The sequence below is a fragment of the Kluyvera chengduensis genome (genome assembly GCF_044197065.1).
Lineage (GTDB): Bacteria > Pseudomonadota > Gammaproteobacteria > Enterobacterales > Enterobacteriaceae > Kluyvera > Kluyvera ascorbata_C.
The window spans coordinates 708,445-730,801 of sequence record NZ_JBIQOI010000001.1 but is presented as its reverse complement, the minus strand read 5'-3'; the positions used below and the strand labels follow the sequence as shown (position 1 = coordinate 730,801).

The window sequence follows — 22,357 nt, the reverse complement described above, 5'->3', positions numbered from 1 at the left end:
TCATAGCGCCGCGCGGAGCGCTTCGCGGATCAATGTTTCGCTGCTGGCATCCGAACGAGCAACTTTGCTTACCATTCGGCTGGCTTCCTGAGGTTTATAGCCCAGTGCCACCAGCGCAGCAACCGCTTCCTGCTCGGCATCGTCGCCGCTCGGTCCTGCAGGAGACGTCAGTACCAGATCGGCGGCTGGCGTAAAGAGATCGCCATGCAGACCTTTAAAGCGGTCTTTCATTTCGACAATCAGACGTTCCGCCGTTTTCTTGCCGATGCCCGGCAGCTTAACCAGCGCCCCCAGTTCTTCACGCTCCACCGCGTTGACGAACTGCTGCGCCGACATGCCGGAGAGAATCGCCAGCGCCAGCTTCGGCCCAACGCCGTTGGTCTTAATCAGCTCTTTAAACAGCGTACGTTCCTGCTTGTTATTAAAACCGTAAAGCAGCTGTGCGTCTTCACGGACGACGAAGTGGGTGAAGACAATCGCTTCCTGCCCGGCTTCCGGCAGCTCGTAAAAACAGGTCATTGGCATATGCACTTCATAGCCTACACCGCCCGTTTCCAGAAGAACCAGCGGGGGTTGTTTTTCGAGAATGATGCCTCTGAGTCTGCCTATCACGTGACGCTCCTGCGTTAAGGGCTAAAAGAGTAATGTACTATCATAAAAAAAGGCTGGATGTTTATCCAGCCTGATTTGTGGTTATCGTAATCGCCCACGCGCTAAGTTCAGCCGAGAGTCGCTCATTTGCATGGCATTCTGGCTAACGTGGCAGTGGGTAATGGCGATAGCCAGCGCATCGGCAGCATCGGCCTGAGGGTTGGCGGGAAGCTTTAACAGCGTGCGCACCATATGCTGAACCTGGCTTTTTTCCGCACTACCAATACCCACGACGGTCTGTTTCACCTGACGGGCGGCATACTCAAAAACCGGGAGTTCCTGATTGGTGGCGGCGACAATTGCCACCCCACGCGCCTGCCCCAGCTTAAGCGCCGAGTCGGCGTTTTTCGCCATAAAGACCTGCTCAATAGCAAAATAGTCCGGCTGGAACTGGGTGATAATTTCCGTCACACCTGCATAAATCAGCTTCAGGCGCGACGGAAGATCGTCAACCTTGGTGCGGATGCATCCGCTGCCAAGATAAGTCAGCTGTCTGCCGACCTGGCGAATGACACCATAACCGGTGATGCGCGACCCCGGGTCAATGCCGAGAATAATAGACATCACGCACCTCCTGTCAGGTTGCGATACAGCCACCTCATTCTAAGGTTGCTGCAACCTCGTCAGAGATTTCGCCGTTATGGTAAACTTCCTGAACGTCGTCACAGTCTTCCAGCATGTCGATGAGACGCATCAGCTTCGGCGCCGTTTCGGCATCCATGTCCGCTTTGGTAGACGGGATCATAGAGACTTCTGCTGCGTCAGCCTTCAGGCCAGCCGCTTCCAGCGCATCACGCACTTTACCCATTTCTTCCCACGCGGTGTACACGTCGATCGCGCCATCGTCGAAGGTCACAACGTCTTCAGCACCAGCTTCCAGCGCGGCTTCCATGATGGTGTCTTCGTCGCCCTGCTCAAAAGAAATAATCCCTTTTTTGCTGAAGAGGTAAGCAACGGAACCGTCGGTACCGAGGTTGCCACCGGTTTTGCTGAACGCGTGACGCACTTCAGCAACGGTACGGTTACGGTTGTCGGACAGACATTCGATCATCACCGCAGTGCCGCCAGGACCGTAGCCTTCATAGATGATGGTTTCCATGTTGGAATCTTCATCACCGCCCACGCCGCGCGCGATAGCACGGTTCAGGGTGTCACGCGTCATGTTGTTGGCCAGGGCTTTATCAACCGCGGCACGCAGACGTGGGTTCGCATCCGGATCGCCGCCGCCCAGTTTGGCCGCCGTCACCAGTTCACGAATGATCTTGGTGAAGATTTTGCCGCGCTTAGCATCCTGCGCCGCTTTACGATGTCTGGTGTTGGCCCATTTACTATGACCTGCCATAAAAATATCTCCAAAAAACTATGCCCTTTCAGGCAGCGTTAATGACAAATTCTTCAATCGCCTGCCGGTTACTCCACGACTTGGTGAGTGCAGCCGCGGCGGGCGCATCGAGCCACTGGTAGGTCAGGTGCTCGGTGAACACAACTTCCCGCTCATGGGGCAGCGCAAGGCAGAACCAGGATTCTGTATTGCGCTCAACGCCCGGCGCATAGCGATGACGTAAATGTTGAAAAATTTCAAACTCCACCGTGCGTTGACAGTCCATCAAGGTCAGTTGCTCAGAAACAACGTCGATAGTGACCTCTTCCTTTACTTCACGCAGGGCGGCCTGCGACGCGGTTTCCCCCTCTTCCAGGCTGCCGGTAACCGACTGCCAGAAATCAGGGTCATCGCGTCGCTGTAGCATCAGCACCCGTTTACTGTCCTGGGCGTAAATGACCACCAGAATAGAAACGGGCCGCTTGAATGACATGTTACTCGTTCTCCAGTGACTCTTTTTTGTCTTTCGCCACAACCTGAATACCCAGTTCGCCCAGAGATGCCGGATTAGCGAAGCTTGGTGCTTCGGTCATCAGACAGGCTGCCGCGGTGGTTTTCGGGAAGGCGATAACGTCACGGATGTTATCGGTGCCGGTCAGCAGCATGGTCAGACGGTCAAGACCGAATGCCAGGCCTGCGTGCGGAGGCGTACCGTACTTCAGCGCGTCCAGCAGGAAGCCAAACTTCTCGCGCTGCTCTTGTTCGTTGATGCCGAGGATGCCGAATACGGTCTGCTGCATGTCACCACGGTGAATACGCACGGAGCCGCCGCCCACTTCGTAACCGTTGATAACCATGTCGTAGGCGTTCGCTACCGCATCTTCCGGCGCTGCTTTGAGCTCTTCGGCAGTCATGTCTTTCGGCGAGGTGAACGGGTGGTGCATTGCGGTCAGACCGCCTTCACCATCTTCTTCAAACATTGGGAAGTCGATAACCCACAGCGGCGCCCACATGTTTTCGTCGGTCAGGTTCAGATCTTTACCCAGCTTCAGACGCAGCGCGCCCATCGCATCGGCAACCACTTTCTTGTTGTCCGCGCCGAAGAAGATCATGTCGCCGTCCTGCGCGCCAGTGCGCTCGAGGATCGCTTCAATGATTTCTGGGGTCAGGAACTTGGCCACCGGGCTGGTGATACCTTCCACGCCCTTCGCACGTTCGGTGACTTTGATGTAAGCCAGGCCTTTCGCGCCATAAATCTTCACGAAGTTGCCGTATTCATCAATCAGCTTACGGGTCAGTGCAGCACCGCCCGGTACGCGCAGCGCAGCCACACGGCCTTTCGGATCGTTTGCCGGGCCGGAGAACACCGCGAATTCAACGGACTTCAGCAGGTCAGCAACGTCAACCAGCTCCATTGGGTTACGCAGGTCCGGTTTGTCGGAGCCGTAACGGCGTTCTGCTTCAGCGAAGGTCATGATCGGGAAGTCGCCCAGATCTACGCCTTTCACTTCCAGCCACAGCTGACGCACCAGCGCTTCCATCACTTCGCGCACCTGTGGTGCGGTCATGAAGGAGGTTTCGACGTCGATCTGGGTGAATTCTGGCTGACGGTCAGCGCGCAGGTCTTCGTCACGGAAGCATTTAACAATCTGATAGTAGCGATCGAAGCCGGACATCATCAGCAGCTGTTTGAACAGCTGAGGAGACTGCGGCAGCGCGTAGAATTTACCTTTATGTACGCGAGACGGTACCAGGTAGTCGCGCGCGCCTTCCGGGGTCGCTTTGGTCAGCATCGGGGTTTCGATATCGAGGAAACCGTGATCGTCCATAAAGCGACGTACGAAGCTGGTGATTTTAGCGCGGGTTTTCAGGCGCTGAGCCATTTCCGGACGACGCAGGTCGAGGTAGCGGTACTTCAGACGTGCTTCTTCGGTGTTGACGTGGTTGGAGTCCAGCGGCAGTGATTCTGAACGGTTGATGATGGTCAGATCGGAGGCCAGAACTTCAATAGCGCCGGTCGCCATATCCGCGTTGATGTTCTTTTCGTCACGCGCACGAACGGTGCCGGTTACCTGAATGCAGAACTCGTTACGCAGTTCAGAGGCTAACTTCAAGGCATCCGCACGGTCCGGATCGAAGAACACCTGTACAATGCCTTCACGGTCGCGCATGTCGATAAAAATGAGGCTACCGAGATCACGACGGCGGTTGACCCAACCACACAGAGTCACCTGCTGCCCAACGTGGGACTGTCGAAGCTGTCCGCAATATTCTGTACGCATGAGATATCCCTTAACTTAGCCGTCGGCGGATTGTCGCCTGCCGTGCAGGCGTTACTGTCGCAGCTTTGGCTGAATGTCACTACTGGATGAAAAAAGGGGGCTATTATACTGGAAATTCTCGCTCGCGATAAGCCCGGAGCAGCTTATACGACTGTTTGCTGAACGCTTATTGCATACGCTCACAAAAATTAACAATAATTATCAGTTCAATCACCAGACGTCGATTGTAAGGTATGCCCCCGACAGCCCGTTTACAGAGGAACCACCATGCTGAATTTAGACGCCAAAAAAACCGCCCTTGTCGTGATTGACCTGCAGCAAGGCATTCTGCCGTTTGCCGGTGGGCCGCATACCGCCGCCGACGTTGTTGCCCGCGCCGCTCGTCTCGCCGACAAATGCCGCGCAGCGTCCGCACCTGTAGTCCTGGTGCGCGTAGGTTGGTCAGCAGACTTTGCAGAAGCGCTGAAGCAGCCGGTTGATGCGCCTGCACCGGCCAAAGCGCTGCCGGAAAACTGGTGGACCTACCCGGCTGAGCTGGGTAAACAGGACAGCGATATTGAAGTGACCAAACGTCAATGGGGCGCATTCTACGGTACCGACCTTGAAGTGCAGCTGCGCCGTCGCGGTATCGACACCATTATTCTGTGCGGTATTTCTACTAACATCGGCGTTGAGTCCACCGCCCGTAATGCGTGGGAATTGGGCTTTAACCTGATTATTGCCGAAGATGCCTGCAGCGCGTTCAATAACGATCAGCACCAAAGCAGCCTTTCTTATATCTTCCCGCGCATTGCTCGCGTGCGCAGCACCGATGAGATCCTCGCGGCGCTATGATTTATCTTGGGCTTCCCCAATGGTCGCACCCGAAATGGGTGCGCCTGGGTATTACCAGCCTTGAAGAGTATGCCCGCCACTTTAACTGCGTGGAGGGCAACACTACGCTGTACGCTCTGCCGAAGGCCGAAATTGTCGACCGCTGGCTGGCGCAGACCGACGATAATTTTCGTTTCTGCTTTAAGTTTCCGTCTACCATTTCGCACCAGGCCGCCCTGCGTCATTGCGACGAACTGACCCTCGAATTTTTCCAACGGATGTCGCCGCTTGACGGGCGAATTGGACAATACTGGCTCCAGCTTCCGGCTACCTTTGGCCCGCGTGATCTTCCCGCTCTGTGGGCTTTTCTCGACGGATTACCGAAAGCTTTTCATTATGGCGTTGAAGTCCGTCACCCGCAGTTTTTCGATAAGAGCGACAGTGAACGATTGCTTAATCGCGGCCTGCACGAGCGCGGGGTGAACCGCGTGATCCTCGATAGCCGACCGGTACATGCGGCTAAACCTCACAACGAAGCGGTTCGGGAAGCCCTGCGCAAAAAACCAAAAGTGCCGGTGCATGCGGTGGTCACCGCGGATCAACCCATGGTGAGATTTATCGGCAGTGATGACATGGCGCAGAATCATGCCATGTTTGCCCCCTGGTTAGATAAGCTGGCAGAATGGAATAAGTCTTCCACGCCCTATCTTTTTCTTCATACGCCGGATATCGCCCAAGCCCCTGAACTAGTACATTCACTTTGGGATGCGCTGCATTCCGCCCTTCCCGAACTGGGTTCCGCACCGTCGATTCCACAACAATCTTCTCTTTTTTGACATTCATACCTATGATAATGAGTAGCCTCTGCCAACATAAAGGGAGTTTGTATGGTTAGCGCGCTGTACGCCGTGCTCGCGGCGTTGTTGCTGATAAAATTTTCCTTCGACGTCGTACGCCTGCGCCGATTGTATCGCGTGGCCTACGGCGACGGTGGCTTTAGCGAGTTGCAAAGCGCCATTCGCATTCACGGTAATGCGGTGGAATACATTCCGATTGGCGTCGCCCTGCTGCTGTTTATGGAGATGAACGGCGCACAAACCTGGATGGTGCATATCTGTGGCCTGATGCTGCTCGCCGGACGCCTCATGCACTACTACGGTTTTCACCATCGCCTGTTCCGCTGGCGTCGCTCTGGCATGATAGCCACCTACCTCTCGCTGTTGCTAATGGTGCTGATGAATCTGTGGTATATGCCGTGGGAGTTGGTTTTCTCGCTGCGTTAGCGCACAATACGCCGTTTTTATTTTTCCGGATTTAACCTTATGTCTGACCGCGATACGCTTTTTTCTGCACCGATTGCCCGCCTCGGCGACTGGACCTTCGATGAACGGGTAGCTGAAGTTTTCCCGGATATGATCCAGCGTTCCGTCCCTGGCTACTCAAATATCATCTCAATGATTGGCATGCTGGCCGAGCGTTTTGTACAGCCAAATACTCAGGTATACGACCTGGGCTGCTCGCTGGGGGCCGCAACCCTTTCTATTCGCCGCAACATTGCCCACGACAGCTGCCGGATTATCGCTATCGATAATTCCCCGGCGATGATTGAACGCTGCCGTCGCCATATCGACGCCTATAAAGCGCCGACGCCGGTTGATGTCATTGAGGGCGATATTCGCGATATCGAGATTCATAACGCCTCGATGGTGGTGCTGAACTTTACGGTGCAGTTCCTTGAACCCGCAGAGCGTCAGGCATTACTGAACAAAATTTATCAGGGGCTGAACCCCGGCGGCGCGCTGGTACTGTCCGAAAAATTCAGCTTCGAAGACGACACCGTCGGCGAGCTGCTGTTCAACATGCACCACGACTTTAAACGCGCCAACGGCTACAGCGAGCTGGAAATCAGCCAGAAGCGCAGCATGCTGGAAAACGTGATGCTGACCGACTCCGTTGAAGTCCATAAAGCCCGACTGCATCAGGCCGGTTTCGAACACAGCGAACTGTGGTTCCAGTGCTTTAACTTCGGCTCTCTGGTCGCACTGAAAGCAGGAACCCCGGCATGATCGAGTTCGGCAATTTTTATCAGCAAATCGCTAAAAGCCCTCTCTCTCACTGGCTGGAAACGCTGCCTGCACAGATTGGCGCCTGGCAACGCGATCAGCACGGTCTGTTTAAGCAGTGGTCCAACGCGGTGGAATTCCTGCCAGAAATTAAACCGTGGAAGCTCGACCTGCTGCACAGCGTGACCGCCGAAAGCGAAACGCCGCTCAGCGAAGGCCAGGTGAAACGCATCGATACCCTGATGCGCCACCTGATGCCGTGGCGTAAAGGGCCGTTTTCGCTGTATGGCGTCAACATCGATACCGAGTGGCGCTCCGACTGGAAGTGGGAGCGCGTATTGCCGCACCTGTCCGACCTCAGCGGGCGCACGATTCTCGACGTGGGCTGCGGCAGCGGTTATCACCTGTGGCGCATGATTGGCGCGGGGGCGCATCTGGCGGTGGGTATCGACCCAACCCAGCTGTTCCTGTGCCAGTTTGAAGCGGTGCGTAAACTGCTGGGTAACGATCAGCGCGCGCATCTACTGCCGCTGGGCATTGAGCAGCTTCCGGCGCTGAAAGCGTTTGATACCGTCTTCTCTATGGGCGTGCTGTATCACCGCCGTTCACCGCTGGAACACCTTTGGCAGTTGAAAGATCAGCTGGTCAACGACGGTGAACTGGTGCTGGAAACGTTGGTGGTTGAAGGCGATGAAAACACGGTGCTGGTACCGGGTGACCGCTACGCGCAGATGCGTAACGTCTATTTTATTCCGTCAGCGCTAGCATTGAAAAACTGGCTGGAGAAGTGCGGCTTCGTTGACGTGCGTATCGCCGATATGAGCGTGACCTCTACCGAAGAACAGCGTCGTACCGAGTGGATGATTACCGAGTCGCTGGCCGATTTCCTCGACCCGAACGATCCGAGTAAAACGGTGGAAGGCTATCCGGCCCCGCTGCGCGCGGTGTTGATTGCGCGTAAACCGTAGCGGTTGAGCCCTTCCCGGCGGCGCTACGCTTGGCCGGGCTACAGGTTCGTACCCAACGCCGGGGAAATATGACGGCGAAAAAAAGGCCCCTGTTTAATGGGCAGGGGCCTGGTACAAGCAAGCATCATATTGGGCGAATATGACACGCGGTAAAAAACTTTTAGCTACACATGGCGCTCAATGATTTCCCTCATTGCTGCTACCGCCGCGCCATCGACGGTATAGCGAGAATACTCATCAGCTTCAGGATCCGTTGACATTGAAAGTCCGGAGTGGCGATAGCGCATTTCGGAGGGCACCCATTGCCCGGCTGAACTGTGTACTTCTTTAACACCGGCTTCGAGGAACAGAGCAAGGTTGCTCGCTCTTACACCTGCACCTGCCATAATGGTTGGAGTATCCCCCCTACCAATAAGTTCCCGAATTAATAAAATACCTTTTTCCGCCGACGGCTGCTGGCCGGAGGTGAGCACCCTCGCAACACCTAATTCCGCAAGCTGTTCAAAGGCCTGCTGTGGATCCGCACACATATCAAAGGCACGATGGAAAGTCACCGCCAGTGGGCCAGCCGCGACCATAATCTGACGCATTCTCGGGATGTCCACCTGCCCTTCAGGATTCAGCACGCCAATCACAAAACCGGGATAACCCAGCGAGCGAATCTGACGCACATCTTCCAGCATGGTGGCGAACTCGCCGTCGGTATAACAGAAATCACCGCCTCGGGGCCGGATTATCGGGTGCACGGGTATCGTCACCCGGTGACGCGTGGCTTTCAGCACACCGTAAGAAGGTGTCAGGCCGCCCTCAAGCGGTGCCGCACACAGTTCAATACGATCCGCCCCGTTCTGCTGCGCGGTAACCGCGCATTCCGTGCTGTAACAGCAGATTTCCAGCAATGCCATAGTTCTCTCCGTTTGATTCAGCGAAAGATCATGCCACCGTTCCCGCCCGCAGACCCGGCGTTAGTTCACATTGTTACATTGGCTGCTCGCTGGCAACAATTTCTTCAATCGTCCAGGGGTGAAACTTCACCGTCACTTTGCCGTCGGTGACCGCCATCGTCGGGTTCGGCAGACGTTCCCGCTCGCCTTTAGGTGAACTGGTTTTCACCGAAATACCCGGCTGGCTCAACCCGTCATCGGAGAGCAGCGCCAGCGCCCGGGCGTTCAGTCCTTCCGGCTCGCCCGGCAGGACGATTTCAATATGTTCCCAGCCTTCGTGCGGGTAGCGCTTTTCACCAGGCCACGGCAGTTCAATCACCGTAAACTGCCAATGGGCCACGCACACCGGATCCTCAAGCTTGAACAGGCAAATCGGCCGGCCGTTGATGATGTTTTCCGACAGCAGCGTGCCACACTGCTCAAAGCCGCGACGCCAGCGTTCGGCGGTGGCGTTCTGATGGCAGCGCAGAGAAATATGATCGGCATGAAGCGGCGCAAAGTTCAGCCCCAAACGTTGGGAAAGCGCCGCCAGTGCGTCAGTAAAACGAGGGAGATCTGCAGAAATATCCTGCAGTTCCGCGATAGTCTGCCAGTTTGCCATTTCAGCCCTACTCTTATTACATGAAAAGGCTAATCTACCCTGTTGTTCCCTCTGAACCAACCGTTCAGGCGAATGAGCGATTAATCCCTGCTCAGGCAGCGTTTTTTCAAGGCGCGAGAGGTTGCCCCGGTGCTGACGGCATCAGGCAAATGCAGTATACTCCCGCCTTAATTTATCCACACCCGGCGCTGAACCGTGCAGGTTGCAGCGTCTAAAACGTAAGGTATTCCGGTGAATATTCAGGCTCTTCTCTCAGAAAAAGTCAGTCAGGCCATGATTGCGGCAGGCGCGCCTGCCGATTGCGAACCACAGGTTCGTCAGTCAGCAAAAGTACAGTTCGGCGACTATCAGGCTAACGGCATGATGGCAGTGGCCAAAAAACTGGGCATGGCACCGCGACAACTGGCAGAGCAGGTCCTGTCTCATCTCGATCTGAACGGCATTGCTAATAAAGTCGAGATCGCCGGGCCAGGCTTTATCAATATCTTCCTCGACCCAGCCTTCCTGGCCGAGCACGTTAGCCAGGCGCTGAAAAGCGACCGTCTGGGCATCGCGCAGCCAGAAAAGCAGACTATCGTGGTGGACTACTCCGCGCCGAACGTGGCAAAAGAGATGCACGTCGGCCACCTGCGTTCCACCATCATTGGTGACGCTGCCGTCCGTACGCTGGAGCTGATGGGCCACAACGTTATCCGCGCTAACCACGTTGGCGACTGGGGCACCCAGTTCGGTATGCTGATTGCCTATCTGGAAAAGCAGCAGCAGGAAAACGCCGGTGAGATGGCGCTGGCCGACCTCGAAGGTTTCTACCGCGAAGCGAAAAAACACTACGACGAAGACGAAGCCTTCGCCGAGCGCGCGCGTAGTTACGTCGTGAAGCTGCAGGGCGGCGACGAATACTTCCGTAAAATGTGGCGCCAGCTGGTCGACATCACCATGACCCAGAACCAGCTGACCTACGATCGTCTGAACGTCACCCTGACCCGTGATGATGTGATGGGTGAGAGCCTGTACAACCCAATGCTGCCGGGTATCGTTGCGGACCTGAAAGCCAAAGGTCTGGCGGTGGAGAGCGAAGGCGCAACCGTGGTGTTCCTGGACGAGTTCAAAAACAAAGAAGGTGAGCCTATGGGCGTCATCATCCAGAAAAAGGATGGCGGCTACCTGTACACCACCACCGATATCGCCTGTGCGAAATATCGTTACGAAACCCTGCATGCCGACCGCGTGCTTTACTACATCGACTCCCGTCAGCACCAGCACTTGATGCAGGCGTGGACCATCGTGCGTAAAGCGGGTTATGTGCCAGACTCCGTGCCGCTGGAGCACCACATGTTCGGCATGATGCTGGGTAAAGACGGCAAGCCGTTCAAAACTCGTGCTGGCGGTACCGTTAAACTGGCGGATCTGCTGGATGAAGCGTTGGAGCGCGCGCGTCGCCTGGTCGCAGAGAAGAACCCGGATATGCCAGCAGACGAGCTGGAAACGCTGGCCAACGTCGTCGGTATCGGCGCGGTGAAATATGCCGATCTTTCCAAAAACCGTACCACCGACTATGTGTTCGACTGGGACAACATGCTGGCCTTCGAAGGCAACACCGCACCGTATATGCAGTATGCCTATACCCGCGTGCTGTCCGTGTTCCGTAAAGCGGAGCTGGAAGAAAGCGCTATCATCAACGCCGCGGTAACGATTACTGAAGATCGCGAAGCGCAGCTGGCGGCGCGTCTGCTGCAGTTCGAAGAGACGCTGAACGTTGTCGCTCGCGACGGTACGCCGCACGTGATGTGTGCTTATCTGTACGACCTGGCGGGTCTGTTCTCTGGCTTCTACGAGCACTGCCCTATCCTCTCCGCTGAGAACGAAAGCGTGCGTAACAGCCGCCTGAAGCTGGCGCTGCTGACGGCGAAAACCCTGAAGCTGGGTCTGGATACCCTGGGTATCGAAACCGTCGAACGTATGTAATTTCCTCGAGTGGTATAAAAAAGCCCGCGCATGTCGCGGGCTTTTTTTATTTTCCCGAATGCCCCCTCGTAGGCCTGATAAGCGAAGCGCCATCAGGCGGTCCAGCGCACCTTGCCGGATGGCGGCGTAAACGCCTTATCCGGCCTACGTTCACTGCAATTTGTTACAAATCACAAGGAATGACACATTTTTCCAGAGGGATGGTACATTTTTTATCTGTTATGCCGGTGACCGCTCCGTATCATTAGGCGGCTTAAACACTGGGTACCGTAATGACTTTTAGAGACTATGAAGCGGAGCGAAAGCTCTTCCTGCGCCGCGCGCTCGTGGCCTTTGGCCTGGTGGTCGTCTGCTTTGGCATACTGATTTTCAACCTCTACCACCTACAGGTTGAGGAACATAGCTACTACACCACGCGTTCTGATGCCAACGATATCAAGATGCTGCCGGTTGCGCCGACGCGCGGCATTATCTATGACCGCAACGGTATTCCGCTGGTGAAGAATGTCACCTGGTACGACATCTCCGTTACCCCCTACAAAATCGACGATATGAACGCGCTGCTGCGCGAACTGTCCCCCATCGTTGACCTAACCCCCGACGACATTGACCAGTTTCATAAAGCGCTCAAGTCCAGCAGTCGCTACCGCCCGGTGGTTTTAAAAAACGCGCTCTCTGATGTTGAAATCGCCCGCTTCTCCGTAAATCAGTTCCGCTTCAGCGGCGTGACGATTGACAGCTATGAAGACCGCCAGTACCCGTACGGCGCTGAACTGGCGCACGTGCTGGGATATGTGTCGAAAATCAACGATAGCGATCTCAAAACGCTCGATAAAGAAGGTATTGCCGAGAACTACGCCGCCGACCATAACATCGGCAAACAGGGCATCGAACGCTACTACGAAAGCGAACTGCACGGCAAAACCGGCTACCAGGAAGTGGAAGTTGATAACCACGGGCGTATCGTTCGACTGCTGAAAGACGTGCCGCCGGTCGCCGGTAAAGACATTCACCTGACGCTGGACTTGCACCTACAGGAGTACATTGAAAGCCTGCTGGTCGGCCAGCGCGCGGCGGTGCTGGTTGAAGACCCGCACGATGGCTCCGTGCTCGCGATGGTCTCCAATCCCAGCTATGACCCGAACCCGTTTGTGAAAGGGATAAGCTACAAAGATTACAACTCGCTGCTGCAGGATAAAGACCTACCGCTGATTAACCGCGTCACCCAAGGGCTCTACCCGCCCGCTTCCACGGTGAAACCGTATATGGCGATGTCGGCGCTGCTCGACGGTGTGATCACCCCGCAAACCAGCTTCTTCGGGGCGCCAACCTGGACGCTGCCGGGCACCCAGCGCCACTACCGCGACTGGAAAAAATCCGGCCACGGGATGCTGGACGTCACCAAAGCGATTGAAGAGTCCGCCGACACCTTCTTCTACCAGGTGGCGTACATGATGGGAATTGACCGCATCAATAATATGCTCAGCCAGTTCGGCTACGGCAAGCCGACCGGGATCGATCTGGACGAAGAGTACAACGGGCTGCTGCCGAGCCGCAGCTGGAAAGAGAAAGTGCATAAGAAAGCCTGGTACCAGGGCGATACGATTTCCGTCGGCATCGGTCAGGGCTACTGGATTGCCACCCCAATTCAGATGGTGAAAGCGATGGTGGCCCTGATCAACAACGGCCGCGTAATTCCGCCGCACCTGCTGAAAGATGAAGAGTCTGGCCGGACGGTTATTCCCTATCAGCAGCCAGCCAATGAGCCGCAGATTGCCAGCGCCGCCTCGCCGTACTGGAATCTGGTCCGTCAGGCGATGTTCGGCATGGCCAACGCGCCAAACGGTACCGGCTACAAGTTCTTCCATACGGCGTCTTACGGGATTGCCGCAAAAAGCGGCACCTCACAGGTATTCAGCCTGAAGGAGAACCAGACCTATAACGCGAAGATGATCCCAACGCGCCTGCGTGACCATATCTTCTATACCGCTTTTGCACCGTATAAAAATCCGAAGGTGGCCGTTGCGCTGGTGCTGGAAAACGGGGGGAGTGATGGCGTGGTCGCGGCCCCGGTCATGCGCCAGATCCTCGACCATTTATTTGTCCCCCAGGACGGCCCGCAGCTGCCGCCGTCCCAGGGGTAAGTTGACGTGCACGTCGGGTGCGTTTGTTAGCGCCCGGCGGATACCGCTTCGACAACAACCGGAGATTCGTCTTTTTTGAACAGTGGGCTGTTACCCCAGCACTCTTCATAGCGATGCCCTACCAGGTCTTCGACCACTGCACGCACTTCCGGCGTGATATCTTCCAGTCTGCCGCCCGCTTTAATACGCGCCACTTCCTGAAGCACCACTTTATGGGTTTCGCGGTCCAGCTTCATCTGTTTACTGAAGACTATCGCCATCAGCGCCAGCAGCGCCACGCCGCCGCAGAAGACCACCGCAATCGCGTTTACCGCGCTTTCTGGTTGCACGTGCGCTTTTGACTGGAAGCCGTAGTAGCTCAGAATAGCCCCCATCACGAACACGATAATCGAGCGCAGGATCTTACCGGAGAAGGTCATCGCCCCGGCGAAAATCCCCTCGCGACGACGACCGGTATAGACTTCATCCACGTCGGCGAGGAAGGTGTAGACCGTCCACGGAATGTAGTACACGCCACCGGTACCCAAACCAAAAATAATCGTTATCCCAAACATCAGAATGGTCGCCAGATGTACCGGCAGATGGAAGAACCACAGTGAGGTATAGAGGAACACGGCGAAAATCACGATGCAGAGCGCAATAATGTACGGCTTACTGAAGCCTTTTTTCACGCACAGGCCGATAAACAGCGCGGTGGAGATAAGCTGCAGGATAGAGTTCAGGCTATTCAACCCTGCCACCATCGCCGGGTCGTGTTGCAGTACGAAAATAACAAAGTAGGTAAAGATGGAAGCAAACAGCCACTCGGCGCCAAAACCGCACAGATACATGCCGAGGTGCTTACGGAATACGCGCAGGTAGAAGGTAGATCGCATGTCTTTCGCCAGCGACACCAGCGTTTGCAGAAGGGTCGATTTGGTCTGAGCTTCCGGCTCTTCTTCACGCGGACGCTCCCAGCTGTTGTACCACAGGCAGGCTACCGCCGCGATGAGGATCGCGCCGTAGGTCAGGCCGGTCAGGAAGAACGGCGTGGCGGAGTCTTTTCCGTAAATCAGGATAAACTGCCCTGGAATGAACGCCGCGAGGAAGTTGGCCAGCTTGCCAAAAATGGCCTTATAGCCGGTCAGCTTCGAGCGCAGCGCGAAATCGTCGGTCATTTCGGTGGCCAGCGTTTCATAGGGTACCATCACCGAGGTGTAGATAATCTCGAACATCACGTAGGTGGCGAGGTAGTACCAGAAGCTCAGACCTTCCACCCACAGCAGTGGGTAGAACATCATTAATGGAATGCCGATAAGCAAGAAGAAGCGGCGGCGGCCAAAGCGCTTACCCAGCGCGGTTTTACCAAAATTATCGGTGAGATAACCCATTAGCGGGTTACTGATGGCGTCAATGACGCTGGCTACGGAGAAAATGAACGCTGCCTCAATCAGCGTCAGACCACAAAATGTGGTATAGAAGTACAGAAGCCACGCGCCGCTAATTGCCAGCGCGCCGCTCCCCAGGAGGTTTCCGCCTCCGTATGCCAGTTGATGGCGCAGATTGACAGGTCTTCCCTGCAGCCCGTGGGGGGCTGAAGCCGCATTTCTTGCCATAAAAATAAACCTCGTGTTTTATAATTTTGAAACACTGTTTTTATATTCTTATCACGTCGTTTGAAATGTGAGCTATATCACCATTGTCATTGCGGCTATTACCCATACGCAAAGAATGCGATCGGGTTAAAATTTTTTTATAACTAAAAGTATACTTTTAAACTTTTTTTGAGAAATAACGCAATAAAAAACCCGGCTATCTGCATAGCCGGGTTTTTAAAGACGCAATAGTTAGAAGAACTTACGCAGATATTCCGTCAGGCACAGAATCGCCATTGCCTGACCATACGGCATAGAGGTGAGCGGGATTTCACGATAGAAATCGAGGTTGGAGCCCATTCCGGTACCAAAGGAGGTTTGCAGCAGCTCCCCTTCCGGCGATACGTGCTTCACAATCCCTTTAATCGCTTTCTCGGCAACTTCTGCGTATTCCTGGCCGACATAGCGCTTACGCACCGCTTTCAGGATACCGTAGGCAAAACCAGCGGTCGCCGAGGCTTCCAGATAAGAGTTCGGGTCATCCAGCAGCGTATGCCACAAGCCGCTGTCGTCCTGACATTTCGCCAGCGCCGCAATTTGCGCATTCAGCACCTGCACCAGATAACGACGCACCGCGTTGTTTTCCGGCAGGTCCACCAGCTCAAGGAAGTCCGGAATCACGATGGTCAGCCAGCTATTACCGCGCGCCCAGCGGGCGTTGGCAAAGTTATGGTGCCCTTCGTAATTCCAGCCGTGGAACCACAGCCCGGTCTCCCGGTCCATCAGGTTCTGCACGTGCAGCAGGAACTGGTATACCGCTTCTTCAACATAGTCCGGACGGTTCAGCAGCTTGCCAATTTTTGCCAGCGGCAGAACGGTCATCATCAGAGTGTCATCCCACATCTGCTGATGATTCTCTTCGGCGAGCGTGATGTGCTGCATGCCGCCGTGATCGGTGCGCGGCATCTCGTTCATCGCCCACTCGGCCCAGCTTTCCAGCCAAGGCAGATACGCCGGATTGCGCGTCTCTTCGTAGCGATAGGCGAGCGTCAAGAACGGCGCCATGGTGTTGACGTTTTTGGTGGTCGCGCCTTCGGCAAATCGGTCGGCGAACCAGCTATCGATGATGTCGCGCATCGCCACATCGCCAGTCTGCTGATAGTACTGATAGATACCGTACAGACCCACGCCGTGCGTCCACTCCCAACCTGCCCAGCCTTTGGTATCAATGACGCGACCGTCGTCCAGGCGCAGCAGAAATTGACCTGTCTCATCCTTGATATTCACCAGATTGTTCGTCACCGTCTGAATCAAGGCTTTCAGCTCTTCCCGGGAGATAAAACGCTCCGGTTGACGTAATAATGGGCTATGTTTGACGGGCCAAACTTTCATATCTTTAACCTCTGTTGTAAGTCGAATTCAATGTTGCAGCCTGCTTCAGCGAAGGCGCAGCAGGTTTATTGCGATTCAGATAACCAATATTGTTGTTGCCCCACAGGCACTCATACGGCATACCGGCGAGCATCTCGACGGTGGCACGCGCCTGCGGTGTGACGCCCTCTGGTACCACATGGCCTGCTTCACGCATTTTTGCCGTTTCTTCACGCAGCACACCGTGAGTGGTCAGATTCAGCTTAAAGCGCAGAGAAACCATGAAGCCCAGCGCCAGCACGATGATGGTACCCACGCTGAGGATCATCAGAATGGTATGGCTCACCTCGGCAGGCTGTGTTTTCTGCCCGGACACGAAACCAGAAAGCTGCATGATGATCCCCACCAGCATCACGGCACCCGCCTGAGACGCTTTACGCGTCAGGGTCATGATGCCCGCAAAGATACCTTCACGGCGCTGGCCGGTGACCACTTCATCAACATCGGCAATATAGGTGTAGGTGTTCCACGGCACGTAGTTGATGCCACCGCGACCCAGACCCGCAATGGCGGAAATCAGCAGCAGCAGCGAATAGATATCGCTCAGCCCAGCATAGTAAAGCGCGGCGTAAGAGAGAGAGCCCAGGCCAAACAGTATCACCACCATGCGGTAAGACGGCGCGGGTCCGAAACGAATACACAGCGGGATCATGGCAATGACGGCGATGAACTGGAAGATAGCCATGGTGCCTAACAGGTTAGAGGCCACAGAGGCTTCCTGCATCAGCACAAACACAACGTAGTAGGTAAAGACGGCATTAAATACGTCCTGGGCGATATAGCCGCCGAGGTACATCCCGAGATGCTGGCGGAAGATCTTAATGCGCAACGTCGAGGAAAGTTCGACAAACAGGCGGCTCATGCTCTGCCCGAAAGTCAGATGCTTTTTCTCAGCTTCAGCCTGCAGCGCCGCCGCGGTCCACTCTTCACGTGGGCGTTCCCAGGTAAAGAACCAGACAAAGGTCAGCATCAGCGCGCACAGCACGGAGAACACCAGGCTGGCATAGAAGAAGGAAACCGCGTTGTCCTTACCAAAGTGAGTCAGCAGGATGCCCGGCAGGAAGGACGCCAGAATCGCCGACATTTGCGCCATACCGATACGCGCGCCGGAGAATTTGGTTTTCTGTTTGAAATCGTCGGTCATTTCCGGCACCAGCGTTTCATATGGCACCAGAATCATGGTGTACACCACATCAAAGATGAGATAGGTCACCAGGTAGTACCAGAAGCTCATCTCCCCTATCCACATAAAGGAGTAGCTGAATACGCAAGGAATACCGAGCAGAATAAAGAACTTACGGCGACCAAAGCGTTTACCGAACCAGGTCGAGCCAAAGTTATCGGTTAAGAAGCCCATCAGCGGGCTGACCACTGCATCCAGAACCCTAGCGGTAGCAAAAATAAAGGTGGCTTCGATGGGAGATAACCCACAGAAGGTGGTGTAGAAGTAGAGGAGCCATGCGGCGGTCAGCGCAGTGGTGCCTGCGCCGAGAAAATCGCCCGAACCGTAGGCGAAGTAATTCACCAGTCCTATTTTTCGCGTTCTATTCATTGCCGTCAATCCTGTGCCTTTTATTATTGGAACTCCTTCGGTAGGTTTCACCAAAAGGAGTACTGACACGGCTACAGTAAAAGTATGCGTAGAGGGATACCTTCCTATTTCTGCCAGCACAGGCGTGGGATTGGCAAAAATGCAAAGAGTCGTGGCATATGCGTCACTGATTTATAAAACAACGTTTCTTTACGATCAAAAGGAAGGACCAGAAATGCGACATCGCCACCGGATTACGGTGGCGATTGGTGAAATGTGCGGCGGTTAGCGGTAGTTAACGATAATTTGTACGCTTTGCACCTTCAAAGCTGGAATTAATCGCCCTCCGCCGGGAACTTCCCAGATAAAGCGAAAAGGCTCCGCCGCCGATACCTGGCTGAATGCCATGGTAGTACCGCTCTGGGCATCAAGTTCAGTACAGCGGGTGAGCGAACACAGCCGGGTGCGTAATCCCGCAGGCGTTGGGCCATTTAGTTCATAGCGCCAGGCTACCAGCGTTGTTGCCCCCTGAACGGGCTGCGACGCGGTCAGGGGTGCCGATGAGGCGGCCACGCCACGATGATTAAGGGTTATGCCCATGCGGCTCGCCTGCCAGGCCCCCTCACCCGCCGCCTGCGCCATCAGCGGCAGGCAAAGTAATAGCAGCACTTTACGCATTACTTGCCTCCAATGGTCGCCGTCATGCGGATATTGCGGTTGTCGGAAAGCTCCATATTTGACAGCACCACCAGCTGCGGCAGGCTACGACGCAGGAAGCGCGACAGCAGCGGACGCAGCGCATGATTCACCAGCAACACCGGAGGCGCGCCGAGCATCTCCTGACGCGACAGCGCTTCCTGGGTTTGCGCCAGCAGACGGTCGGCCAGACCCGGCTCCAGACCACCGCCACCCTGCAGTGCCTGCAGCAACAGACGCTCGAGCGGCGTATCCAGGCCAATCACCTGCACTTCATCGTTACCCGGGAACCAGCGCTGGGTAATCGCCCGGCCCAGCGCCACGCGCACCACGGAGGTTAACTCGCCCGGGTCGGTCTGAATCGGTGCATGCTCCGCCAGCGTTTCCAGGATGGTACGCATGTCGCGAATCGGCACTTTCTCATCAAGCAGATTTTGCAGCACCTTGTGCAGCGTGGTCAGCGTCACCACGCCCGGCACCAGATCTTCCGTCAGCTTCGGCATATCCTGTGATACACGATCCAGCAGCTGCTGTGCTTCCTGGCGACCGAACAGCTCTGAAGAGTGCTGGCTAATTAAATGGTTAAGATGCGTTGCCACCACGGTACTGGCTTCCACCACCGTGAAGCCCTGGATTTGCGCCTGCTCTTTCAGCGCGCTTTCAATCCAGATAGCGGCCAGGCCAAAGGCTGGGTCGGTGGTGACTTCGCCCGGCAGCGTACCGGCGGCAGTGCCGGGGTTAATCGCCAGCCAGCGTCCCGGATAGGCTTCACCGCTGCCAATCTCCACCCCTTTGAGCAAAATACGGTAGCGGGCGGGCGCGAGATCCATGTTGTCGCGGATATGCACCACCGGCGGCAAAAAGCCCATCTCCTGCGCAAACTTCTTACGAATACTGCGGATACGCCCCAACAGCTCGCCGTCCTGCTGAAAATCCACCATCGGAATCAGTCGGTAGCCCACCTCCATGCCGAGCGTATCTTCAAGCTGTACGTCGCTCCAGGTGGCTTCCACCGCCTGAGTACTGGCTTCCTGAGGTTTCGCTTGTTGTTGCGGCTCCGGCGCTTTCATTTCGCGTCCGCGGATCCACCAGGCCAGCCCTAACAGCGCAGCGGTGAACAGCAAGAACACCAGGTTTGGCATACCCGGCACCAGGCCCAACAGACCCAGCACCCCGGCGCTCAACAGCATGACGCGCGGGTTGCTGAACAGCTGGCCGACCATCTGCTCGCCCACGTCCTGCTCGGTACTCACGCGCGTCACGATAACGCCCGCCGCGGTGGAGATGACCAGCGCCGGGATCTGCGCAACCAGACCATCACCAATGGTCAGCAACGTATACGACTCCGCCGCTTTACCGAGATCCAGCCCATGTTGTAATACGCCCACCAGCAGACCGCCGATGACGTTGATGACCATGATCAGAATACCGGCGATGGCGTCACCGCGAACAAACTTACTCGCACCGTCCATCGAACCGTAGAAGTCGGCTTCCTGAGTCACTTCAGAACGGCGTTTCTTCGCTTCATCTTCACCGATGATCCCGGCATTCAAGTCGGCATCAATCGCCATCTGTTTACCTGGCATTCCATCCAGCACGAAACGCGCGCCAACTTCCGCGATACGCCCGGCACCTTTGGTGATAACCATAAAGTTAATGATAACGAGGATGATAAACACCACGATACCGATGGCAAAGTTACCGCCCACCAGAAAGTGACCGAAGGCTTCCACCACCTTCCCCGCCGCCGCCGCGCCGGTGTGCCCTTCCATCAAAATGATACGGGTCGAGGCCACGTTCAGCGCCAGGCGCAACAGAGTGGTAAACAGCAGAATGGTCGGAAACGCGGCAAACTCCAGGGTACGCTGGGTGAACATCGCCACCAGCAGCACCATAATCGACAGCGCAATGTTAAAGGTAAACAGCAGGTCGAGGACGAAGGCCGGCAGCGGCAGCACCATCATCGACAGGATAAGCAAAATCAGCACCGGCCCGGCAAGCACCTGCCACTGGGTGGATTTCAGGTTGCTGGGAAGACGCAGCATTGCGACAAGATTAGCCATCAGAGTCCTTCTCGTTCAAAAAATCCAGTGCCTCTGGCACCGGTAAGTTATCCGGTTTTTTCGGCGGCTGACCGCCCGCGAGCCGCCAGCGTTTAAGCTGCCAGACCCAGGCCAGCACTTCCGCCACCGCCGCATAAAGCTGGCCGGGGATCTGCTGACCAATATCCGCATGACGGTACAGCGCACGCGCCAGCGGCGGGGCTTCCAGCATCGGGATACGATTCTCTTCGCCAATTTCACGAATGCGCAGCGCCACCAGCCCCGCGCCTTTGGCGACCACTTTCGGCGCGCTCATTTTGTTTTCGTCGTACTGCAACGCCACCGAATAGTGGGTCGGGTTATTAACGATAACGTCGGCTTTCGGGACATCCGCCATCATGCGGCGGCGCGCGGCGGCGCGCTGCATCTGGCGAATACGGCCTTTGACGTGCGGGTCGCCTTCGCTCTGTTTAAATTCGTCACGAATATCCTGACGCGACATGCGCAGTTTTTTCAGGTGGCTGTGGATCTGCCAGAAGACGTCGAAACCGACCATGGGGATGATGCCAAGCGCCACCAGCAGCGCGCAAAGGCCAACCATATTCAGCGCGTTGCCCATGGCAGACAGCGGCGATTCACTCACCAGACGCATCATCTGCGGCCAGTGCAACCACATAAAGAAGCCCGCGACGGTGCCCATCAGCACCGCTTTCATAATGGCTTTTGCCAGCTCCGCCGCCGTTTGTGCGGAGAACATGCGTTTAATGCCCGGCAGCGGGTTAAGTTTATCGAGCTTGAGTGCGAGGGATTTAGTGCTGAACACCAGGCCGCCGAGCATCATCGGGGCCACCAGTGCCACCGTCACCACGCCGACAATCAGCGGCAGCAGCGCCAGCATCGCCTCTTTGAGCAGCATGATTATCTGCCCGAGAATCAGATTAGGGTCGTTCACGATGCTGTGATCAAAACGCAGCCCGCCGGACAAGAGATTCGCCAGCCGACGCGCAAGGGACTCCCCGCCCAGCCAGAGCACACAAACGCCCACCAGCAGCATCAGCACGGATGTCAGCTCGCGGGAACGCGGGATTTGCCCCTCTTCACGCGCTTTTTCAAGTCGTTGGGGTGTGGGGTCTTCTGTTTTGTCGTCGTCGCTTTCTTCTGCCACGGCTTCACTCTCGCAATTACGGTCGCGAGTATTATCTCGATGCAGCGCGTTGCCAATAGGACGAATAACGGAACGAAAGTGAAGGAATTCGAGCGTTTATGGGTTTTGTAGGCCGGATAAGCAAAGCGCCATCCGGCAGAACCCGTGCAGAGCGCCGGATGGCGGC

At 55.8% G+C, this 22,357-nt stretch carries 20 protein-coding genes; 7 read left to right on the top strand and 13 right to left on the bottom strand.

The window, feature by feature from the left end:
• The 5 genes from ruvA to aspS form a co-directional block, all read right to left on the bottom strand.
• Positions 1–612, bottom strand: coding sequence for a Holliday junction branch migration protein RuvA (gene ruvA / locus ACH1XZ_RS03385; RefSeq protein ID WP_395594325.1), 612 nt, complete (start codon positions 610–612; stop codon positions 1–3).
• 81 nt (positions 613–693) lie between these two features.
• Positions 694–1,215: a crossover junction endodeoxyribonuclease RuvC gene (gene ruvC, locus ACH1XZ_RS03380; protein ID WP_185667575.1), complete on the bottom strand. Its 522-nt coding sequence runs from the start codon at positions 1,213–1,215 to the stop codon at positions 694–696.
• A 34-nt stretch (positions 1,216–1,249) separates the two neighbouring features.
• Positions 1,250–1,993, bottom strand: coding sequence for a YebC/PmpR family DNA-binding transcriptional regulator (locus tag ACH1XZ_RS03375; RefSeq protein WP_035891711.1), 744 nt, complete (start codon positions 1,991–1,993; stop codon positions 1,250–1,252).
• 28 nt (positions 1,994–2,021) lie between these two features.
• Positions 2,022–2,465: a dihydroneopterin triphosphate diphosphatase gene (nudB, locus tag ACH1XZ_RS03370; protein WP_395594324.1), complete on the bottom strand. Its 444-nt coding sequence runs from the start codon at positions 2,463–2,465 to the stop codon at positions 2,022–2,024.
• A gap of 1 nt (position 2,466) precedes the next feature.
• On the bottom strand, positions 2,467–4,254 hold the full coding sequence (aspS, locus tag ACH1XZ_RS03365) for an aspartate--tRNA ligase (RefSeq protein WP_395594323.1): 1,788 nt from the start codon (positions 4,252–4,254) through the stop codon (positions 2,467–2,469).
• 267 nt (positions 4,255–4,521) lie between these two features.
• Between aspS and ACH1XZ_RS03360 the strand changes: the two genes are divergently transcribed.
• Genes ACH1XZ_RS03360 through cmoB form a run of 5 tightly spaced genes read left to right on the top strand, consistent with a single transcriptional unit; the run spans position 4,522 to position 8,098 of the window.
• Positions 4,522–5,088 carry a hydrolase gene (locus ACH1XZ_RS03360; protein WP_395594322.1) on the top strand — a complete coding sequence of 189 codons (567 nt, stop codon included), beginning with the start codon at positions 4,522–4,524 and terminating at the stop codon, positions 5,086–5,088.
• Positions 5,085–5,903: a DUF72 domain-containing protein gene (locus ACH1XZ_RS03355; protein WP_395594321.1), complete on the top strand. Its 819-nt coding sequence runs from the start codon at positions 5,085–5,087 to the stop codon at positions 5,901–5,903. Before ACH1XZ_RS03360 ends, ACH1XZ_RS03355 begins: the two co-directional genes overlap by 4 nt.
• Positions 5,904–5,954: 51 nt before the next feature.
• Positions 5,955–6,350 carry an MAPEG family protein gene (locus ACH1XZ_RS03350; RefSeq protein ID WP_395594320.1) on the top strand — a complete coding sequence of 132 codons (396 nt, stop codon included), beginning with the start codon at positions 5,955–5,957 and terminating at the stop codon, positions 6,348–6,350.
• Positions 6,351–6,389: 39 nt separating this feature from the next.
• A complete protein-coding gene (gene cmoA, locus ACH1XZ_RS03345) occupies positions 6,390–7,133 on the top strand; it encodes a carboxy-S-adenosyl-L-methionine synthase CmoA (protein ID WP_395594319.1) in 744 nt (247 codons plus the stop codon).
• Positions 7,130–8,098, top strand: coding sequence for a tRNA 5-methoxyuridine(34)/uridine 5-oxyacetic acid(34) synthase CmoB (cmoB, locus tag ACH1XZ_RS03340; protein WP_395594318.1), 969 nt, complete (start codon positions 7,130–7,132; stop codon positions 8,096–8,098). Before cmoA ends, cmoB begins: the two co-directional genes overlap by 4 nt.
• A gap of 164 nt (positions 8,099–8,262) precedes the next feature.
• Here cmoB and cutC read toward each other — a convergent pair whose 3' ends face one another.
• Positions 8,263–9,003: a copper homeostasis protein CutC gene (cutC, locus tag ACH1XZ_RS03335; protein ID WP_395594317.1), complete on the bottom strand. Its 741-nt coding sequence runs from the start codon at positions 9,001–9,003 to the stop codon at positions 8,263–8,265.
• A 73-nt stretch (positions 9,004–9,076) separates the two neighbouring features.
• Positions 9,077–9,643, bottom strand: a complete 567-nt coding sequence (locus ACH1XZ_RS03330) for a VOC family protein (protein ID WP_395594316.1) — start codon at positions 9,641–9,643, stop codon at positions 9,077–9,079.
• Between the two features lie 231 nt (positions 9,644–9,874).
• Here ACH1XZ_RS03330 and argS point away from each other — a divergent pair, with 231 nt between their 5' ends.
• Together argS and mrdA are read left to right on the top strand one after the other, a co-directional pair.
• Positions 9,875–11,608, top strand: coding sequence for an arginine--tRNA ligase (gene argS, locus ACH1XZ_RS03325; RefSeq protein ID WP_395594315.1), 1,734 nt, complete (start codon positions 9,875–9,877; stop codon positions 11,606–11,608).
• 272 nt (positions 11,609–11,880) lie between these two features.
• The gene (mrdA, locus tag ACH1XZ_RS03320) at positions 11,881–13,752 is read left to right on the top strand and encodes a penicillin-binding protein 2 (protein WP_395594314.1); all 1,872 of its coding nucleotides are present in this window, start codon (positions 11,881–11,883) and stop codon (positions 13,750–13,752) included.
• Between the two features lie 26 nt (positions 13,753–13,778).
• On the opposite strand, the gene ACH1XZ_RS03315 is transcribed toward mrdA, so the two are convergent.
• The 6 genes from ACH1XZ_RS03315 to flhB all read right to left on the bottom strand — a co-directional run bounded on the left by ACH1XZ_RS03315 (position 13,779) and on the right by flhB (position 22,191).
• Positions 13,779–15,347, bottom strand: a complete 1,569-nt coding sequence (locus tag ACH1XZ_RS03315) for an MFS transporter (RefSeq protein WP_395594313.1) — start codon at positions 15,345–15,347, stop codon at positions 13,779–13,781.
• A gap of 231 nt (positions 15,348–15,578) precedes the next feature.
• On the bottom strand, positions 15,579–16,718 hold the full coding sequence (bglB, locus tag ACH1XZ_RS03310) for a beta-galactosidase BglB (RefSeq protein ID WP_395594312.1): 1,140 nt from the start codon (positions 16,716–16,718) through the stop codon (positions 15,579–15,581).
• Between the two features lie 4 nt (positions 16,719–16,722).
• On the bottom strand, positions 16,723–18,309 hold the full coding sequence (locus ACH1XZ_RS03305) for an MFS transporter (protein ID WP_395594311.1): 1,587 nt from the start codon (positions 18,307–18,309) through the stop codon (positions 16,723–16,725).
• A 264-nt stretch (positions 18,310–18,573) separates the two neighbouring features.
• On the bottom strand, positions 18,574–18,966 hold the full coding sequence (gene flhE, locus ACH1XZ_RS03300; RefSeq protein WP_395594310.1) for a flagellar protein FlhE: 393 nt from the start codon (positions 18,964–18,966) through the stop codon (positions 18,574–18,576).
• Positions 18,966–21,047: a flagellar biosynthesis protein FlhA gene (gene flhA / locus ACH1XZ_RS03295; RefSeq protein ID WP_395594309.1), complete on the bottom strand. Its 2,082-nt coding sequence runs from the start codon at positions 21,045–21,047 to the stop codon at positions 18,966–18,968. Before flhA ends, flhE begins: the two co-directional genes overlap by 1 nt.
• The gene (gene flhB / locus ACH1XZ_RS03290; protein WP_395594308.1) at positions 21,040–22,191 is read right to left on the bottom strand and encodes a flagellar biosynthesis protein FlhB; all 1,152 of its coding nucleotides are present in this window, start codon (positions 22,189–22,191) and stop codon (positions 21,040–21,042) included. The genes flhA and flhB overlap by 8 nt, the downstream gene beginning before the upstream one ends.
• Between the last annotated feature and the right edge of the window lie 166 nt (positions 22,192–22,357).

What these genes read in the sequence shown, in the direction of transcription:
- ACH1XZ_RS03330 (WP_395594316.1), bottom strand. Translation starts at nt 9,643, where the DNA reads ATGGCAAACTGGCAGACTATCGCGGAACTGCAGGATATTTCTGCAGAT.
- flhA (WP_395594309.1), bottom strand. Translation starts at nt 21,047, where the DNA reads ATGGCTAATCTTGTCGCAATGCTGCGTCTTCCCAGCAACCTGAAATCC.
- cutC (WP_395594317.1), bottom strand. Translation starts at nt 9,003, where the DNA reads ATGGCATTGCTGGAAATCTGCTGTTACAGCACGGAATGCGCGGTTACC.
- bglB (WP_395594312.1), bottom strand. Translation starts at nt 16,718, where the DNA reads ATGAAAGTTTGGCCCGTCAAACATAGCCCATTATTACGTCAACCGGAG.
- ACH1XZ_RS03375 (WP_035891711.1), bottom strand. Translation starts at nt 1,993, where the DNA reads ATGGCAGGTCATAGTAAATGGGCCAACACCAGACATCGTAAAGCGGCG.
- ACH1XZ_RS03305 (WP_395594311.1), bottom strand. Translation starts at nt 18,309, where the DNA reads ATGAATAGAACGCGAAAAATAGGACTGGTGAATTACTTCGCCTACGGT.
- mrdA (WP_395594314.1), top strand. Translation starts at nt 11,881, where the DNA reads ATGACTTTTAGAGACTATGAAGCGGAGCGAAAGCTCTTCCTGCGCCGC.
- aspS (WP_395594323.1), bottom strand. Translation starts at nt 4,254, where the DNA reads ATGCGTACAGAATATTGCGGACAGCTTCGACAGTCCCACGTTGGGCAG.
- cmoA (WP_395594319.1), top strand. Translation starts at nt 6,390, where the DNA reads ATGTCTGACCGCGATACGCTTTTTTCTGCACCGATTGCCCGCCTCGGC.
- ACH1XZ_RS03315 (WP_395594313.1), bottom strand. Translation starts at nt 15,347, where the DNA reads ATGGCAAGAAATGCGGCTTCAGCCCCCCACGGGCTGCAGGGAAGACCT.
- ACH1XZ_RS03355 (WP_395594321.1), top strand. Translation starts at nt 5,085, where the DNA reads ATGATTTATCTTGGGCTTCCCCAATGGTCGCACCCGAAATGGGTGCGC.
- ACH1XZ_RS03360 (WP_395594322.1), top strand. Translation starts at nt 4,522, where the DNA reads ATGCTGAATTTAGACGCCAAAAAAACCGCCCTTGTCGTGATTGACCTG.
- flhE (WP_395594310.1), bottom strand. Translation starts at nt 18,966, where the DNA reads ATGCGTAAAGTGCTGCTATTACTTTGCCTGCCGCTGATGGCGCAGGCG.
- ACH1XZ_RS03350 (WP_395594320.1), top strand. Translation starts at nt 5,955, where the DNA reads ATGGTTAGCGCGCTGTACGCCGTGCTCGCGGCGTTGTTGCTGATAAAA.
- nudB (WP_395594324.1), bottom strand. Translation starts at nt 2,465, where the DNA reads ATGTCATTCAAGCGGCCCGTTTCTATTCTGGTGGTCATTTACGCCCAG.
- cmoB (WP_395594318.1), top strand. Translation starts at nt 7,130, where the DNA reads ATGATCGAGTTCGGCAATTTTTATCAGCAAATCGCTAAAAGCCCTCTC.
- ruvC (WP_185667575.1), bottom strand. Translation starts at nt 1,215, where the DNA reads ATGTCTATTATTCTCGGCATTGACCCGGGGTCGCGCATCACCGGTTAT.